Source organism: Nocardioides sp. 1609, assembly GCF_004522105.1.
Lineage (GTDB): Bacteria > Actinomycetota > Actinomycetes > Propionibacteriales > Nocardioidaceae > Nocardioides.
The window spans coordinates 51,286-68,177 of the sequence record NZ_SPUJ01000002.1 but is presented as its reverse complement, the minus strand read 5'-3'; the positions used below and the strand labels follow the sequence as shown (position 1 = coordinate 68,177).

Below are 16,892 nucleotides of genomic sequence, written 5' to 3'. Positions count from 1 at the left end.
GATCACCGGTGGGGAAGCCGGTGGCGAGCACCTAGAAAGCTGGTGCCAGGTGTCGAACTCGACCGGAGGACTCTCCGACCCGAAGTTCCTGACCATTGCCGAGGTCGCGTCCCTGATGCGGGTCTCCAAGATGACCGTCTACCGACTCGTCCACGGCGGCGATCTGCCCGCCGTCCGCGTCGGTCGCTCGTTCCGTGTCTCCGAGGAGGACGTCGACGAGTATCTCCGCAAGAGCTTCTACAACGCAGGTTGATCGAGCCGGCGTCCGCGGGGAGGGTGCGGACCGATTCCGCGCCCTCACGCGGTGCCCGTTAAGGTGGGCGGTCTCACCCGGGTTTCCTGGTGTGCTCGATCAGAAGAGGTTGTTTCGTGGGTTCTGTCATCAAGAAGCGGCGCAAGCGCATGGCGAAGAAGAAGCACCGCAAGCTTCTCAAGAAGACGCGCGTCCAGCGCCGCAAGCTCGGCAAGTAGCCCGAGCACCCGGACCGGGCACGCGTCCATGGCCGGCGGCGACAAGGTCGTCCTCGTCACCGGGGTCTCTCGTGACCTCGGCCGCCGCTGTGCGCGTGCCCTCGCCGAGCACCCCTCGGTGCGCCGGGTCATCGGCGTCGACGTCGTCCCGCCCCGCGGTGACGTCGGCGACGTCTCGTTCGTGCGCGCCGACATCCGCAACCCCGTCATCGCGAAGGTCATCGCCAAGGAGGACGTCGACACCGTCGTCCACATGAGCGTGATCGCGACCCCCGGCAGCGCCGGGGGCCGCAACACGATGAAGGAGCTCAACGTCATCGGCACGATGCAGCTGCTCGCTGCGTGCCAGAAGGCGCCGAGCGTGCGCGACCTCATCGTGAAGTCGACGACGACGGTGTACGGCGCGAGCAACCGCGACCCGGCGATGTTCACCGAGGACATGGAGCCCCGGCGCGCCCCGCGTGCGGGCTACGCCAAGGACGTCGCCGAGATCGAGGGCTACGTGCGCGGGTTCGCCCGGCGACGCAGCGACTGCCGTGTCACGATGCTGCGCTGCGCGAACGTCATCGGGCCCCACGTCGTCAGCCCGCTCACGTCGTACTTCCGGCTCCCGGTCATCCCGACCGTGCTCGGCTTCGACGCCCGGATGCAGCTGCTGCACGAGGACGACCTGCGCGCGGTGCTCCAGCACTGCGTGAGCACGCCGGTCCCCGGCACCTTCAACGTCGCCGGCAGCGGTGTCCTGATGCTGTCGCAGGCCGTGCGCCGCCTGCAGCGCCCGACCGTCCCGATGCCGGCCTTCGCCGTCGGGAGCCTCGGGTCCGCGCTGCGCTCGGCCCGGCTCGCCGACTTCTCGCCCGAGCAGCAGGCGTTCCTCACCTACGGCCGCGGCGTCGACACCACGCAGATGCGCGAGGTGCTCGGCTTCGAGCCGCGCCACTCCACCGCCGAGGCCTTCGCCGACTTCTCCGCCGGCCTGGCCCCCACCGGCGGCTACGTCGACCGCGCGCTCGCCGGCCTCGCCGACCGGTTGCCCAGCGCGCCGGCCCCGGTCGGCTCCGGGAGGGGTGGCCCCCGTGGGTGACGCCGAGATCATCCCGATCGGCACCCGCGGCCGACCCGGCCGCGGCACCGGCAAGCAGCCGTCGTCGGCGGCCCGGAGCCTGGCCCCCCAGCCCCGCACGGGACCGGGCCGGCCGCCCACCCCACCACCGGAGGACGTCCACGACGACGCCCACGACATCGACCCGACGCCCGACGAGCCGGCCGCGCCCGAGCCGGCTGCCTCCGAGCCGGTCGAGCCGGCCGAGCCGGCTGAGCCGGTCACGGTCGCCGCCCCCGCCACCCGGCTCGCCGCGGCCAGCACGCGTGAGCGGCACCCGTTGCGGGGCATCCCGACCGCAGCGTGGCTCTCGGCGTTCCAGCAGGCGGCAGCCGAGATCTTCGGCGAGCAGTGGGAGCCGCGCCTCGCGCAGTTCCTCGCCTTCCTGCGCCGGCGGATCACCGGTGACTACGTCGTCGACGAGTACGGCTTCGACGCCGAGGTCACCGAGCGCTTCCTCATGGCGGTGCTGCGACCCATCGCGGAGCAGTGGTTCCGCATCGAGGTGCGCGGCATCGACAACATCCCCGCCGAGGGCGGCGCGCTGGTGGTGTCCAACCACTCCGGCACCGTCCCGGTCGACGGGCTGATGACGATGGTCTCGATCCACGACCGCACCGGTCGCCACCTGCGTCCGCTCGGCGCCGACCTGGTCTTCAAGATGCCGGTCGTCTCCAGCATGGCGCGCCGCAGCGGTGCGACCCTGGCCTGCAACGAGGACGCCGAGCGGATGCTGCGCGGCGGTGAGCTCGTCGGCGTGTGGCCCGAGGGGTTCAAGGGCATCGGCAAGAACTACTCCGAGCGCTACAAGCTGCAGCGCTTCGGCCGCGGCGGCTTCGTCTCGGCGGCGCTGCGCACCGGCGTCCCGATCATCCCGCTGGCCGTCGTCGGCGCCGAGGAGATCTACCCGCTCGTCGGCAACATCCCGGCGCTGGCCCGCCTCATCGGCGTGCCCTACATCCCGGTCACGCCGTTCTTCCCGCTGCTCGGACCGCTCGGCCTGATCCCGCTGCCGTCGAAGTGGCTCCTGGAGTTCGGGGAGCCGATCCGCACCGACGAGTACGACGCGGGCGCGGCCGAGGACCCGATGCTCGTCTTCGACGTCACCGACCAGGTGCGCGAGACGATCCAGCAGACGCTGTACTCGCTGCTGATGCAGCGCCAGTCCGTCTTCCGCTGACCCCGGGGGCCGGCGGCGTCAGGGCTGGCCGCCGCCGAGCAGCCCGTCGAGGGCGTCGGTCGTGCCGGTGAGCAGGTCGCCGATCAGGCCGTCGCCGCCCGTGCCACCGCCCGTGCCACCGCCCGAGCCTCCGCCCGTGCCGCCCGATCCGGGGCCGCCCGATCCGGAGCCGCCCGATCCGGAGCCGCCCGATCCGGAGCCACCTGACCCACCGCCGGACCCACCGCCGAGACCCTCGATCAGGTCGTCGAGAGGGTCGGTGAGCGGGTCGAGCGGGCCCGGGGCGCTGCCGCCGCTGCCCGACCCGGGGACCTCGGGTGCCGACGACGGGCCGGGGACGCCGGGCGGCTGGGACGGAGCAGGTGCGCTCGGGCCCGCACCCGCACCCGGACCGGGCCGGACGGGATCGACGGGCCCACCCTGCTGGCCGGGCTGCCGGCCGCCGCCGGGGTCCGCCGGCGGCGGGGTGGCCGCGTCCGGGACGACCGCCTCGACCGGGTCGGCGAGCAGCTCGTCGAGCATCGGCGCGAGGGCGCCGACCGCCTGGATCGTGTCCTCGACGAGCGGCAGCAACCCGCACGACGGGCAGGCCTGGACGGCGAGCCGGTCGAGCTGGGCGATCGCGGCCGCGGCGTCGGACAGGGCGCCCTGGGCGTCGGAGGGCACCGCGGCCTGGAGTCCGTCGAGGGTCTCCATGCTGGTCGTGGTGAAACCGCGCAGCTCCTCGATGGCGGCCTCGTCGCCGGTCTCGGCGTAGTCGTCGAGCAGCACCTGGGAGGCCTGGTCGGCCTGTCGGGTGAAGTCCTCGAGGGTCTCGGTGATCACCTCGGGGTCGCGCTGGTCGCGGCTGAGGGCGCCGACCTCGTCGAGCCGGTCGGTCGCGTTGTCGAGCATGGTGGCGCCCTTGGCGTCGGCGTCGCGCACCAGGCTCTCGTGGACGTTCTCCATGGCCCGCTTGAGCGGGTAGAGCGTGTCGCCGGGGAGGGCGGACTGGGCGGCCACGGCCATCGACCCGGAGGCAGCGATCATGGCGAAGCCGCCGACGGCGACGGCGAGCCGGCGTTCGGAGCGGGTCCGGCGGTCGGCGGCGGGGGCGCGCCGCAGCGCGAGCTTGTCGTGGGTGTCGGCGACGAGGGCGGTCTCGGCGGCGGCTACCAGCCGGGTGCGGAGGTCGTCGACGAACTCCGCCCGCGCCACCGGCGCGGGGATCGAGCGCAGCGAGGCGACCGCCGCGAGCAGGTCGGCGTAGGGCGCGTCGTCGAGCGTGCCGGTCGAGGGGTCCTCGACCGAGGAGTGGAACTCCTCGGCCCGTCTCCGGGACGTGAACACGGGGCTCATCGCATCCGTCCTGCTCGTTCCTGGGGGCCGACCTGGCCCGTCGAGGTGATCAACGACGACCGGACGCGCGAGGTTACGGGTGGGGTGGGCGTGCCTCGGGTCGGCCGGCGCATCAGTCCCGCATCCCCTCGGGCATCAGCTTGGCCAGGTTGCGCACGCCGCGCAGCTGCAGCTGCTTGACCGCCCCGTCGCTCCTGCCGAGCACCGTCGCGGTCTCGGCGATGCTCATGCCCTGCAGGAACCGCATCACCAGGCAGTCGCGCTGCTCGTCGGGCAGCTTCGTGAGCGCCTCGAGCAGCAGGTCGTTGGTCAGCCCCGCGAGCACCTGGTCCTCGGGGCTGTCGTCGGTGGCGTCGTCGTGGGCGCCCATGTCCTCGGTGCTCAGCTCGAGGCGGGTCCGGCCGGCCTTGAAGTGGTCGTGGGCGAGGTTGCGGGCGATGGTCATCAGCCACGCGCCGAAGTCCTTGCCCTGCCAGCGGAAGCTCGTCATGTTGCGCAGCGCGCGGAAGAAGGTCTCCGAGGTGAGGTCCTCGGCCAGCGGCACCGAGCGGGTGCGGTAGAAGAGGAAGCGGTAGACCGAGGGCTGGTAGTGGTCGAAGAGCTGCCCGAACGCGTCGGCGTCGCCGGTGCGGGCGAGCTCGACGAGGGCGATCAGGCGGGTGCGGTCGGCCTCCGACTCCTCCGAGGACGACGCGCGGTCGGCGTCACCGAAGCCGCCGGCCCCGCCGGCCGGGACGAGCGCCTCCGCCAGCAGGACGCCGGCGCGGTCGCCGGTGCGGGTCCGCGGTGCCGGGCCGGCGGGACCCAGGGGCACCAGGACGGCGTCCGATGCAGGGAGCAGGCGCGCGACCGCCCGGCGCAGGGCCTCCAGGCCGTGCGCGACATCCCGCTCCTCCAGAGGCATCTCGTGCGCCCTCCCGTACCGGGCCCTCCCCGAGCCCTCCGGTGATGGTAGATCAGGTTCGTGGCGGTGAACAGGTGTTGGTTACTGACCAGTAGGTTGGTCAGCGACGCTTCCGCAGGGCCACCCCGGCCGCGACCGTGCCCGACACCGCGCCGGCCGCGACCCCGACCACCAGGCCGGCGCGGGCGGCCTTGCGCCCGGTGCGGTAGTCACGGACCCGCCAGCCCTCCTCCTTGGCGTGGGCGCGCAGCCGGGCGTCGGGGTTGATGGCGACGGGGTTGCCGACGAGGCCGAGCATCGGCAGGTCGTTGGCCGAGTCGGAGTACGCCGAGCAGCGAGCCAGGTCGAGGCCCTCCCGGACCGCCAGGGCCTTGATCGCCTCCGCCTTGCCCGGTCCGTGCAGCATGTCGCCGACCAGCCGCCCGGTGTAGACGCCGTCGACGTGCTCGGCCACGGTGCCCATCGCGCCGGTGAGACCCAGCCGGCGGGCGATGATCCGGGCGATCTCGATCGGCGCCGCCGTCACCAGCCAGACCCGCTGGCCCTGGTCGAGGTGGAGCTGGGCCAGGGCGCGGGTGCCGGGCCAGATCCGGTGCGCCATCGCCTCGTCGAAGATCTCCTCGCTCAGCTCCTCGAGCTCGGTGACGGTGTGCCCGGCGATGAAGCTGAGCGCGGAGTTGCGGGTCTCGGCGATGTGGTCGGGGTCCTCGACGCCGACCACCCGGAAGTAGGCCTGCTTCCAGGCCGCCGAGAGGATGTCGCGCGTCGTGAAGAACTCGCGCCGGTGCAGCCCCCGCGCGAGGTGGAAGATGCTGGCGCCCTGCATCACGGTGTTGTCGACGTCGAAGAACGCCGCCGCCGTCGGGTCGACGGGGTGGTCGAGCGCCGTCTCCACCTCGGCGGACGCCGCTGCCGCCTCGCCGGCCAGCGTGGAGCGCTGCCGCAGGTTCGGCGGCCGGCGCTGCTTGTCCGAGGGAGGCATGGGCACACTGTAGAACCAGGAACCCTTCCCCGATGGCCCGTCGGACGACGCCGTTCATGCCTACACTGCCTCGCATGCCGATCCCCGCCCCGACCGCCAGCACGCACGCGGGCCCGGCGGCGCTGGTCTCCGTCGCGGCGGCCGAGAACCCCGACAAGCTGGCGATCGTGGAGGCCGGCGGGCGCAGCCTCACCTGGTCGGCGCTGGACGACGAGGTGGGCCGGGTCGCGACCGGGCTGGCCGCCGCCGGCGTCCTGGCCGGCTACCGGATCGTCGTGATGACCGGCAACCGGATCGAGTTCGTCACGACCTACCTCGGCGTCCTCCGTGCGCAGACGGTCGCGGTCCCCCTCAACCCGGGCTCGACGGCGCGCGAGGTCGCCCGGGTCGTCGCCGACTGCGGTGCGCGGATGATCGTGGCGGACGCCGACACCGCCGGCACGGTGCGCGCGGCCGTCGCGATGCTCGACGACGCCCTGGCCGGGCGGCCCACCCCGCTCGACGGCGACGTCCCGGCGGCGGTCCGCGAGCGCCTCGTCCGACCCCGCGTCGTCCTCGCCGGTGCCGCGCCGGAGGCCGGCGAGACGTCGTACGACGACCTCCGTGCCGCCGAGGCCCGCCCGGCGCTGCCGCTCCTGGACCCCGAGCGGATCGCGGCGCTCCTCTACACCAGCGGCACGACCGGGCTGCCCCGCGGTGCGATGCTCAGCCACCGGGCGCTGAGCGCCAACATCGACCAGGTGGCCGCGGTCGAGCCGCCGATGATCCACGGCGACGACGTCGTGCTGGGCGTGCTGCCGCTGTTCCACGTCTACGGCCTGAACGCCGTCCTCGGATCGGTGCTGCGCCAGCGGGCCAAGCTCGTGCTGGCCGAGCGCTTCGACCCCCAGGGCACCCTCGACCTGATCGACGACGAGGCGTGCAGCGTCGTCCCGGTCGCGCCGCCGGTCTTCGCCTACTGGAAGGACGTCGACCTGGCCGGCCGCCTCGGTCCCGTCCGGCTCGTCCTGTCCGGGTCCGCGCCGGTCGCCCCCGAGGTGGTCGCGGAGTTCGCTGCCCGCACCGGGATCGCGGTGCACCAGGGCTACGGCCTCACCGAGGCCGCGCCCGTGGTCACCAGCACCCTCGTCTCCCAGGACCCGCCCGCCGGCTCGGTCGGCGCCCCGCTCGGCGGCATCGACCTGCGCCTCGTCGACGAGGACGGGCGCCCGGTCGAGGGCGAGGACCCGGGCGAGATCCGGCTCCGCGGCGACAACCTGTTCAGCGGCTACTGGCCCGACGGCGCGGACGGGCCCGACGCCGACGGCTGGTGGTCCACCGGCGACGTCGGCTTCGTCGACCCGCACGGTGACGTCTTCCTGGTCGACCGCGTCAAGGAGCTGGTGATCGTCTCCGGGTTCAACGTCTACCCGGTCGAGGTCGAGCGGGTCGTCTCGGCCGTCGAGGGCGTCACCGAGGTGGCCGTGATCGGCGTCGCCGACGACGTCACCGGCGAGGCGGTCGTCGCCTACGTCGTCGCCCGCGGCACCGATCCCGCCGACCGCGGCGCGGTCGAGGACGCCGTCCGGGCGGCGTGCGAGAGCGGCCTGGCCCGGTTCAAGGTGCCCAGCCGGGTCGAGGTCGTCGACGAGCTGCCGGTCGGGGTGACCGGCAAGGTCCAGAAGGGCCGCCTGCGCGGCTACGAGCGCCGGCGTGCCGCCGGGCTGATCGATTAGGCGCCGGCCGTGGACCCGACGAGCCGACCGGCCCGCGTCACCTTCTACTCCCGCGCCGGGTGCCACCTGTGCGAGGTCGCCGAGGAGGTCGTCGCCCGGGTGTGCGCCGACCTCGGCGAGCGGTACGACGTCGTCCTCGTCGACGACGACCCCGAGATGCAGCGCCGCTTCACCGACGAGGTCCCGGTGACGTTCGTCGACGGTCGCCAGCACGACTTCTGGCGGGTCGACGAGGCCAGGCTGCGCGCCGCGCTGCGGTGACGCAGCGGCCGGCGCGGTGGCTGTCCACCCCCTGTCGGTGTGCGACTTCTCACCTGTGCTAGTGGCGGGTCCCGCTCGTTTTGTGCCCCCGTTCACAAACTCTTACAGTGAACGCGTCGACCCCCTCTCAGAGGTCCCTCCCCGGGTGTCGGCTGGAGAGAAGAGCAGTGACCGCACGGACACCCAGCAGAACGTTGGGCGAGAGCGTCCGGGACATCCCGGAGGCGACCGTCGCCCGCCTGCCCGTCTACCTGCGAGCCCTCAACACCCTCGCCGAGGCCGGCACCCGCACCTGCTCCAGCGAGGAGCTCGCGACCGCCGCGGGGGTCAACTCCGCCAAGCTCCGCAAGGACCTCTCCTACCTCGGCAGCTACGGCACCCGCGGCGTCGGCTACGACGTCGACTACCTGCGCTACCAGATCGCGCGCGAGATCGGCGTGACCCAGGACTGGCCCGTGGTGATCGTCGGGATCGGCAACCTCGGTCACGCGCTGGCCAACTACTCCGGCTTCCGCAGCCGCGGCTTCCGCGTCGTCGCGCTGCTCGACGCCGACCACTCCCGCCACGGTGAGGTCGTCGCCGGCGTCGACGTCCGTGCCTTCGACGACCTCGAGGAGATCGTCAGCACCCACGGCGTCGCGATCGGCGTGATCGCCGCGCCTGCCGCCGCCGCCCAGGACGTCGCCGACCGGATGGTCGCCTGCGGCATCACCAGCATCCTGAACTTCGCCCCGTCGGTGATCTCGGTGCCCGACGGCGTCGACGTCCGCAAGGTCGACCTGTCGATCGAGCTGCAGATTCTCGCCTACCACGAGCAGCGGAAGGCCCAGCTGTCATGAGGAGTGTCCTGTGAGCGTCCTGGTCGTCGGCATCTCCCACAACAGCGCACCCGTCTCGGTCCTCGAGCGGGTCGCGCTCGACACCGACGGCGTCCACAAGCTCGTCACCGACGTCGCGTCCTGCGCACACGTCACCGAGGCCACGGTCGTCTCCACGTGCAACCGGGTCGAGATCTACGCCGACGTCGACCGCTTCCACGGCAGCGTCGAGTCGCTCTCCCGGCTCCTCGTCGAGCGCGCCGGCGAGACCGCCGAGGCGATGCTCCAGCACCTCTACGTGCACTACGACGACGGCGCGGTGGCCCACCTGTTCCAGGTCGCGGCCGGCCTTGACTCGATGGCCGTCGGCGAGGGCCAGATCCTGGGTCAGACCCGGGCCGCGCTCCGGCTCGGCCAGGAGGTCGGCACCGTCGGACCCGCCCTCAACTCGCTGTTCCAGCAGGCGCTGCGCGTCGGCAAGCGCACCCGCGCCGAGACCGGCATCGACCGCGTCGCCCCCTCGTTGGTCAGCGCCGCGCTCGACCGGGCCGAGCTCGCCGTCGGCCCGGTCGCGGGCCGCACGGTCGTCGTCGTCGGCGCCGGTGCGATGGCCGGCCTCGCCACCGCGACCGTGACCCGCCTCGGCGCCACCCGCGTCAGCGTCGTCAACCGCTCCGCCGACCGGGCCTCGCGCCTGGCCCTCGAGTACGCCGCCGTCCCGGTCGCCCTGGCCGACCTGCCGGCCGCGCTGGCCGGCGCCGACGTCGTCATCACCTGCACCGGCGCCACCGGCATCCTCGTCACCCGCGACATGGTCGACCGGGTGCGCGACGCCGACTCGGCCCCCGTGGCCGTCATCGACCTCGCACTGCCCCACGACGTCGAGCCGAGCGTCGCCGACCTGCCCGGGGTGACCCTCATCGGGCTGGCCGAGCTGGCCGAGACCCTCGCCGACACCGACGCCGGACGCGAGGTCGTCGAGGTCCGCCGCGTCGTCGGCGAGGAGGTCGACGCCTTCCTCACCGCACGGCGCCAGTCCAGCGTCACCCCGACCGTCGTCGCGCTCCGCTCGATGGCCACCGCGGTCGTCGACGCCGAGATGACCCGGCTCGAGGCGCGCCTGCCCCGGCTCGACGACGCCTCGCGCGCCGAGATCCGCCACACGGTGCGCCGCGTCGCCGACAAGCTGCTGCACGAGCCGACCGTCCGGGTCCGCGAGCTCGCCAACGAGCAGGGCGCGGTGTCCTACGAGCGCGCGCTCGCCGAGCTGTTCGCGCTCGACCCGGAGGCGGTCGACGCCGTCACCCGTCCCGACGTCAACGCCACCCCCCGCCCTTCCTCGTCCACCTCGTCCCGCTCCGCCGACGAGCAGCGCCGCGGGGACTCCGACGCCGAGGGGGGCACGCCATGACGTCCGCCACCGCGGTCCGCGTCGGCACCCGTCGCAGCCTCCTGGCCACCACCCAGGCCGGGCACGTCGCCGACCTGATCCGCGAGCACCTCGGCCACGAGGTCGAGCTGGTCGAGATCACCACCGACGGCGACCGCAGCCAGGCCGCGGGCACCCCGCTGGTCGGCTCCTCGGTCACCGGCGTCTTCGTCGGCGCGCTGCGCGAGGCGCTGGTCGACGGCCGGGTCGACGTCGCCGTCCACTCCCTCAAGGACCTCCCCACGCAGCCGGCGCCCGGCATCACGCTGGCCGCGATCCCGGTGCGCGAGGACCCGCGTGACGCCGTCGTCGCCCGCGACGGGCTGACCCTCGGCGAGCTCCCCGCCGGCAGTCGGGTCGGCACCGGCTCGCCGCGCCGCGCCGCACAGCTGCACGCCCTCGGTCTCGGTTTGGACGTCGTCGGCGTCCGTGGGAACGTCGACACCAGGATCGGCAAGGTGCTCGACGGTGAGCTCGACGGCGTCGTCCTCGCCCGCGCCGGTCTGGCCCGGATCGACCGGCTGGCCGACGTCACGGAGGTGCTGGACCCCTTGCAGATGCTTCCCGCCCCCGGCCAGGGTGCGCTCGCGGTGGAGTGCCGCGACGGCGACCCCCTGGCGCTGGAGCTGGCCCGTCTCGACGACGCGGCCTCGCGGGCGGCGGTCGAGGCCGAGCGGGCGTTGCTGGCCACCCTCGAGGGCGGCTGCTCGGCGCCCATCGGGGCGCTGGCCCTGGTCGTCGAGGGTGACGACGGAGATGAGCTCTGGGTGAGGGCCGTGGCGCTCTCACCCGACGGGTCGCTCTCGGTGCGGAAGTCCGCAGCGGGTGACCCGGCCGACGCCGCGGGCGTCGGAAACCGGCTGGCGAGCGAGATGCTCGCCGACGGAGCAGGACAGCTGAACCCATCAGCTGCGAGACCAGCCACAGCGGACGGCAGGGCTGCGGCGCAGCAGCCGCCGTCGTCCCAGGAAAACCCAGTTGCAGAGGTGCAGAACCCATGACGCGAGCCAAGTCCCCCTCCGTTGCCGACCTGATCGCCCGCTCGTGGGTGTCGTTCGTCGGCAGCGGCCCCGGTGATCCCGACCTGCTGACGGTCCGCGCCGTCGACCTGATCCGTCAGGCCGACGTCGTCGTCACCGAGACGCCCGAGCACGCCGGGCTCGTCCGCACGCTGCTCGGCCTGCCGACGCCGGTCGAGCCGGCCGACGCGGTCGACGGCACCGACGTCGCGCCGGTCGAGCCGGCTGAGCCCGTCGGGCCCGAGCTGGTCGACGGCGGTTTCGGTGAGGACGGCCAGCCCCTCACCCACGCCAACCGCGCCAAGCTCGTCGTCAAGCAGGCCAAGCGCGGCCTGCGGGTCGTCCGCCTGCTGTCCGGCGAGCCGTTCCTGTACGCCTCCGGGCCGGAGGAGGCCCAGGCCTGTGCCAAGGCCGGCATCGGCTTCGAGATCGTCCCCGGCGTCTCGTCGGTCTCGGCGGTCCCGGCGTACGCCGGCATCCCGCTGACCACCAAGGACCACCGCGAGCTCGCCGTCGTCACCTGCGGCGACAAGGTCGACTGGAGCCGCTACGGCGACAACCGCACCCTCGTGCTGCTCTCGGCCGTCGGCCAGATCGCCGACGTCGCCAAGGCGCTCGTCGCCGCCGGCCGCTCGCCGCAGACCCCCGTCGCGATGACCCGGGTCGGCACCACCACCGAGCAGCAGACCGTCGCCTCGACGCTCGAGCACATCGCGGCCGACGCCCGCGCCGCCCGGATGTCCCCGCCGGCGATCACCGTCGTCGGCGACGTCGTCGACCTGCGCGACACGCTGTCGTGGTTCGAGACCAAGCCGCTGTTCGGCTGGCGCGTGCTGGTGCCGCGCACCAAGGACCAGGCCGCCTCGCTCTCCATCGGCCTGCGCGGCTACGGCGCCGTGCCCGAGGAGGTGCCGACGATCTCGGTCGAGCCGCCGCGCAACCCGCTGCAGATGGACAAGGCCGTGCGCGGTCTCGTCGAGGGCCGCTACGAGTGGATCGCGTTCACCTCGGTCAACGCCGTCCGCGCGGTCCGCGAGAAGTTCGAGGAGTACGGCCTCGACGCCCGTGCCTTCTCGGGCCTCAAGATCGCCGCCGTCGGCGACAAGACCGCCGCCGCGATCGCCGCGTGGGGCCTGCGCGCCGACCTGGTGCCCTCGGGCGAGCAGTCGGCCGCCGGCCTGCTCGCCGACTGGCCCGAGTACGACGAGGTGCTTGACCCCATCAACCGGGTCTTCCTGCCCCGCGCCGACATCGCCACCGAGACCCTCGTGGCCGGCCTGGTCGACCTCGGCTGGGAGTGCGACGACGTCACCGCCTACCGCACCGTGCGGGCCACCCCGCCCCCGGCGCCGGTGCGCGACGCGATCAAGTCCGGTCGCTTCGACGCGGTCGTGTTCACGTCGTCCTCGACCGTGCGCAACCTGGTCGGCATCGCCGGCAAGCCGCACCCGTCCACCGTCATCGCCGTCATCGGCCCCGCGACGGCCAAGACCGCCGAGGAGCACGGCCTCCGGGTCGACGTCCTGGCCCCCAAGCCGGACGTCGACGAGCTGGTCCGCGCCCTCGCCGACTTCGGCGGGGCCCGCCGCTCCGCCATGGTCGAGGCCGGCGAGCCGGTCACCAAGCCCTCCGACCGGAAGCCGTCCGCGCGACGGTCGAGCCGCGCGAAGGCGTGAGGTTCGGCGCGGCGGGGTTTCCCCGGTCGACCGGGGAAATCTGAACCTGGGGGCCGGGATCCCGGCCCCCAGGTTCAGGGACAGGCCGCCCAGTCCGCCCGGACGGCCGGTGTGACCGCGAACAGCCCGAGGGAGCAGGATCCAGTCATGACCGACGCCGCACCCCACGTCCGCCGCCCCACGATCCGCCCCCGCCGACTGCGGACGACGCCGGCGCTGCGCCGCGCGGTGGCGGAGACGTCGTTGGAGGCGCGCCAGCTGGTGCTGCCGGTCTTCGTGCGGGAGGGGCTCACCGAGCCGCGGCCGATCTCGTCGATGCCGGGCGTCGTCCAGCACTCGCCCGACAGCCTGCGGAGGGCGGCCGCGGAGGCGGCCGGGCTCGGGCTCGCCGGGATCATGCTGTTCGGCATTCCCGAGCACAAGGACGCCGTGGGGTCCGGCGCCGTCGACCCTGACGGCGTCCTGAACCGGGCCATCGTCGACGTCGTCGCCGAGGTCGGTGACGCGCTGCCGGTGATGGCCGACCTGTGCCTCGACGAGTTCACCGACCACGGCCACTGCGGGGTGCTGACCGCCGACGGCCGGGTCGACAACGACGCCACCCTCGAGGTGTACGCCGAGATGGCGCGCGCCCAGGCCGCGGCCGGCGTCGACCTGGTCGGTCCCAGCGGCATGATGGACGGCCAGGTCGCGGTGGTCCGCGACGCCCTCGACGGCGCCGGCCACACCGACGTCGCCGTCCTGGCCTACTCGGCCAAGTACGCCTCCGCCTTCTTCGGTCCGTTCCGCGAGGCCGTCGACTCCTCGCTGCAGGGCGACCGCCGGACCTACCAGCAGGACCCCGCCAACGGGCGCGAGGGCGTCCGCGAGGCGCTCCTCGACATCGCCGAGGGCGCCGACATCGTCATGGTCAAGCCCGCCCTGGCCTACCTCGACGTGCTGCGTCGGGTCCGCGACGCCGTCGACGTGCCGGTGGCGGCGTACAACATCTCCGGCGAGTACTCGATGGTCGAGGCCGCCGCCGCGCACGGGTGGATCGACCGCGAGGCCGCGATCCTGGAGACGCTGATGTCGATCCGGCGCGCCGGGGCCGACATCGTGCTCACCTACTGGGCGGCCGAGGCGGCAGGTTTGCTCGGAGGCTGACCGCGCTGGCTCAGGTCGTGTACCTCTTGACGCACAGGTCGAAGGGGTCGTCGTTTCTGAGCAGGTTGTTGATGTATCCCTCGGCGGTACACCTGACGATCGCTTGTGTCATCGACAGGAGGTCGTCGACGGGTTCGACGCCGGTGGTGGGCAGCTCCGTGGGGATGACCTCGGGGACGTCGGGGACGTCAGGGGCGCCGCCGCCACCACCGGAGCCACCCGAGCCGCCGGAGCCACCGCCGGTGCCACCGTCACCGGAGCCACCGCCGGAACCGTCACCGGCACCGCTGCCGCCGTCGTCGGACCCGCCGTCGTCGGGCTCACTGGTGCCGGTCGGGTCGGGTCCGGGCACCTCCTCGGCGCTGGGGGCGGGCTGGTCGCGGGGTCCGCCCCGGTCACGGTCGCCGTCACCGCGCCCGGTGCCGCCGTTGCCGCCCGGGAGCGGGGTGGGGTCGGCGTTGCCGGCCGCCGAGGTGCCCTCCGGGACGGAGGAGAAGTCGCCGTCGAGGTAGGCGTCCATGATCGAGAGGACGAGGTCGACGTAGGCCTCGGAGTGGTTGTAGCGGAAGACGCTGGCGCGCTGGCCGGCGAGCGTCGCGAGGTCGTCCTTGCCGGAGCAGAGGTAGACCGCGGTCGCCAGCGCGGCGTCGTCGATGTCCTGCGGGTCGCGGATGCCGTCGTTGTCGGCGTCCACCCCGACCACGGCCCAGGTGGAGGGGATGAACTGCATCGGTCCGACGGCGCGGTCGAAGGTCGGGTCGCCGTCGTACTGCCCGGCGTCGGTGTCGCGGATGACCGCGGTGTTGTTGCGGCCGTCGAGCGGGATGCCCCGGATGGCGGGGGAGGCGACGCCGTCGACGTCGAGCTCGCTCCCGCCGAACCGGCCGTGGTCGGACTCGACCCGGCCGATCGCCGCGACCAGCTGCCAGGACAGGTTGCAGGACTTGTCGGCGGCGTTGATCACCGTCTCGGCGCGCTGGTAGGCAGCGAGCGCCGGAGCCGGGATGCCGCTGGTCGACGAGCCCGCCACGATCTGCCGGGCGTCGCCCTCGACGCCGCCGACGGAGCCGGAGGTGCGGTTCGGTGCGGAGACCGAGGCCGGGGCCTCGATCGCCTGGGCCGGGACCCGGGACCCGTCGGGGAGCAGGCCCTCGCGATCGGCCGACGCCGCGCGACCCGAGGCGGACCCGGTGGTGGTCAGGCTGGCCGTCCACGCGACGGACAACAGGGCCAGCGGCACGATCGCTGACGCCTTCTGCAGAGTGCCGAACCGTGAGACGGGCATTGTTCTTCTCCTGTGCCGGGCCTGAGCGCGGTGCTCCCTGTACCCCATGTCACCGTGACGGAAACCACAACGAGCCGGACGGCGTCCGGTTACGCAGGAGCAACGCGGGGGCCGGGCCCATGTGATCACGGACACGATGTCGCGGCAACCCCCGCCGTGGAGCAGGTCCCGATCGTGGTCTCGTACCCACCCTCGGAGACAATGGCGGGGTGACCTCCACCAGCACCCCGGACGACACCGCGCCCGTCGCCCCCGACGCGCTCGTCGACGCCGCCTCGCGCGCGATGTTCGAGCGGGCTCGCGCCGTGATCCCCGGCGGCGTGTCCTCGCCGGTCCGGGCGTTCAACGCCGTCGGCGGCACCCCGCGCTTCATCCGTTCCGCCGCCGGCGCCCGGCTCACCGACGTCGACGGCAACACCTACGTCGACCTGGTCTGCTCCTGGGGGCCGATGCTCGTCGGGCACGCCCACCCCGAGGTCCAGGAGGCGGTGCTGGCCGCCGTCGCCCGCGGCACGTCGTACGGCGCGCCGACCGAGCCCGAGGTCGAGCTGGGCGAGGAGATCCTGGCCCGGACGCCGGTCGAGCGGGTGCGCTTCGTCTCCTCCGGCACCGAGGCCACGATGTCGGCGATCCGGCTGGCCCGCGGCTTCACCGGCCGCGAGGTCGTGGTGAAGTTCGCCGGCTGCTACCACGGCCACGTCGACGCGCTGCTGGCCTCGGCGGGCTCCGGCCTCATCACGTTCGCGGTGCCGGGCACCCCCGGCGTGCCGGTGTCCTCCACCGAGCTGACCCTCGTCCTGCCCTACAACGACCGCGCCGCCGTCACCGCCGCGTTCGCCGAGCACGGAGACCGGATCGCCTGCGTGATCACCGAGGCCGCCCCCGGCAACATGGGTGTCGTCCCGCCCGAGCCCGGGTTCAACCGGTTCCTCTCCGAGACCTGCACCCGGCACGGCGCGCTGTTCGTCAGCGACGAGGTGATGACCGGCTTCCGCGCCTCGCGCCAGGGTCAGTGGGGTCTCGACGGTGCCGTCGAGGGCTGGGTTCCCGACCTGATGACCTTCGGCAAGGTGATGGGCGGCGGCTTCCCGGCCGCGGCGTTCGGCGGCCGGGCCGACGTGATGTCGATGCTCGCGCCCGAGGGCCCCGTCTACCAGGCCGGGACGCTCTCGGGGAACCCCGTCGCGACCACCGCCGGGCTGGCCACGCTCCGGCTGGCCACCGACGACGTCTACGCCCACCTCACCGCCACCGGCGACACCGTCAAGGCCGCCACCGCGGAGGCCCTGGCCGCGGCCGGCGTGGCCCACACGATCCAGTCGGCCGGCACGATGTTCTCGGTCTTCCTGTGCGAGGGCCCGGTGCGCGACTTCACCGAGGCCTCCCGCACCGACGTCGCGGCGTACGCCGCCTTCTTCCACGCCATGCTGGACGCCGGTGTCTACCTGCCGCCGTCGGCCTACGAGGCGTGGTTCCTGTCCTCGGCGCACGACGACGCCGCCGTCCAGACGATCCTCGACGCCCTCCCGGGCGCCGCCCGAGCCGCCGCCCGGACCCAGAAGTGAG

General features: G+C 73.7%; 16 protein-coding genes. 12 read left to right on the top strand and 4 right to left on the bottom strand.

Annotated features, from left to right (window positions below; all coding sequences use genetic code 11):
- Nucleotides 1-49: 49 nt before the first annotated feature.
- The 4 genes from E4623_RS05350 to E4623_RS22915 all read left to right on the top strand — a co-directional run bounded on the left by E4623_RS05350 (nucleotide 50) and on the right by E4623_RS22915 (nucleotide 2,753).
- Complete coding sequence (locus E4623_RS05350; protein ID WP_134765515.1) at nucleotides 50-253, top strand: helix-turn-helix domain-containing protein; 204 nt, start codon at nucleotides 50-52, stop codon at nucleotides 251-253.
- 116 nt (nucleotides 254-369) lie between these two features.
- Nucleotides 370-471, top strand: a complete 102-nt coding sequence (locus tag E4623_RS05345; protein ID WP_008356322.1) for an AURKAIP1/COX24 domain-containing protein — start codon at nucleotides 370-372, stop codon at nucleotides 469-471.
- Between the two features lie 28 nt (nucleotides 472-499).
- Nucleotides 500-1,555, top strand: a complete 1,056-nt coding sequence (locus E4623_RS05340; protein WP_134765514.1) for an NAD-dependent epimerase/dehydratase family protein — start codon at nucleotides 500-502, stop codon at nucleotides 1,553-1,555.
- Complete coding sequence (locus E4623_RS22915) at nucleotides 1,548-2,753, top strand: lysophospholipid acyltransferase family protein (protein ID WP_209020528.1); 1,206 nt, start codon at nucleotides 1,548-1,550, stop codon at nucleotides 2,751-2,753. The genes E4623_RS05340 and E4623_RS22915 overlap by 8 nt, the downstream gene beginning before the upstream one ends.
- A gap of 18 nt (nucleotides 2,754-2,771) precedes the next feature.
- Here E4623_RS22915 and E4623_RS05330 read toward each other — a convergent pair whose 3' ends face one another.
- The 3 genes from E4623_RS05330 to E4623_RS05320 form a co-directional block, all read right to left on the bottom strand.
- Nucleotides 2,772-4,091 (bottom strand): DUF5667 domain-containing protein, encoded by a 1,320-nt coding sequence (locus E4623_RS05330; protein WP_134765513.1) that lies wholly within the window; start codon nucleotides 4,089-4,091, stop codon nucleotides 2,772-2,774.
- Nucleotides 4,092-4,203: 112 nt separating this feature from the next.
- The gene (locus E4623_RS05325; RefSeq protein ID WP_134765512.1) at nucleotides 4,204-4,995 is read right to left on the bottom strand and encodes a sigma-70 family RNA polymerase sigma factor; all 792 of its coding nucleotides are present in this window, start codon (nucleotides 4,993-4,995) and stop codon (nucleotides 4,204-4,206) included.
- Between the two features lie 100 nt (nucleotides 4,996-5,095).
- Nucleotides 5,096-5,977 carry an HAD-IB family hydrolase gene (locus E4623_RS05320; RefSeq protein WP_134765511.1) on the bottom strand — a complete coding sequence of 294 codons (882 nt, stop codon included), beginning with the start codon at nucleotides 5,975-5,977 and terminating at the stop codon, nucleotides 5,096-5,098.
- A gap of 74 nt (nucleotides 5,978-6,051) precedes the next feature.
- Between E4623_RS05320 and E4623_RS05315 the strand changes: the two genes are divergently transcribed.
- From E4623_RS05315 to hemB, 7 genes are all read left to right on the top strand, one after another.
- A complete protein-coding gene (locus tag E4623_RS05315; RefSeq protein WP_167736493.1) occupies nucleotides 6,052-7,692 on the top strand; it encodes an AMP-binding protein in 1,641 nt (546 codons plus the stop codon).
- A gap of 9 nt (nucleotides 7,693-7,701) precedes the next feature.
- Entirely contained in the window at nucleotides 7,702-7,953 is a 252-nt protein-coding gene (locus E4623_RS05310; protein WP_134765509.1) for a glutaredoxin family protein, read from the top strand.
- A 194-nt stretch (nucleotides 7,954-8,147) separates the two neighbouring features.
- Complete coding sequence (locus E4623_RS05305; RefSeq protein ID WP_245154914.1) at nucleotides 8,148-8,792, top strand: redox-sensing transcriptional repressor Rex; 645 nt, start codon at nucleotides 8,148-8,150, stop codon at nucleotides 8,790-8,792.
- Between the two features lie 10 nt (nucleotides 8,793-8,802).
- Entirely contained in the window at nucleotides 8,803-10,182 is a 1,380-nt protein-coding gene (locus E4623_RS05300) for a glutamyl-tRNA reductase (protein WP_134765507.1), read from the top strand.
- Nucleotides 10,179-11,201: a hydroxymethylbilane synthase gene (hemC, locus tag E4623_RS05295; RefSeq protein ID WP_134765506.1), complete on the top strand. Its 1,023-nt coding sequence runs from the start codon at nucleotides 10,179-10,181 to the stop codon at nucleotides 11,199-11,201. The genes E4623_RS05300 and hemC overlap by 4 nt, the downstream gene beginning before the upstream one ends.
- Nucleotides 11,198-12,895 carry a uroporphyrinogen-III synthase gene (locus tag E4623_RS05290; protein WP_134765505.1) on the top strand — a complete coding sequence of 566 codons (1,698 nt, stop codon included), beginning with the start codon at nucleotides 11,198-11,200 and terminating at the stop codon, nucleotides 12,893-12,895. Before hemC ends, E4623_RS05290 begins: the two co-directional genes overlap by 4 nt.
- Nucleotides 12,896-13,042: 147 nt before the next feature.
- The gene (gene hemB / locus E4623_RS05285; protein WP_134765504.1) at nucleotides 13,043-14,041 is read left to right on the top strand and encodes a porphobilinogen synthase; all 999 of its coding nucleotides are present in this window, start codon (nucleotides 13,043-13,045) and stop codon (nucleotides 14,039-14,041) included.
- A 10-nt stretch (nucleotides 14,042-14,051) separates the two neighbouring features.
- Here hemB and E4623_RS05280 read toward each other — a convergent pair whose 3' ends face one another.
- Entirely contained in the window at nucleotides 14,052-15,326 is a 1,275-nt protein-coding gene (locus E4623_RS05280; protein ID WP_134765503.1) for a lytic transglycosylase domain-containing protein, read from the bottom strand.
- A 284-nt stretch (nucleotides 15,327-15,610) separates the two neighbouring features.
- Between E4623_RS05280 and hemL the strand changes: the two genes are divergently transcribed.
- Nucleotides 15,611-16,891 (top strand): glutamate-1-semialdehyde 2,1-aminomutase, encoded by a 1,281-nt coding sequence (hemL, locus tag E4623_RS05275; protein ID WP_134765684.1) that lies wholly within the window; start codon nucleotides 15,611-15,613, stop codon nucleotides 16,889-16,891.
- The last annotated feature ends 1 nt before the right edge of the window (nucleotide 16,892 follow it).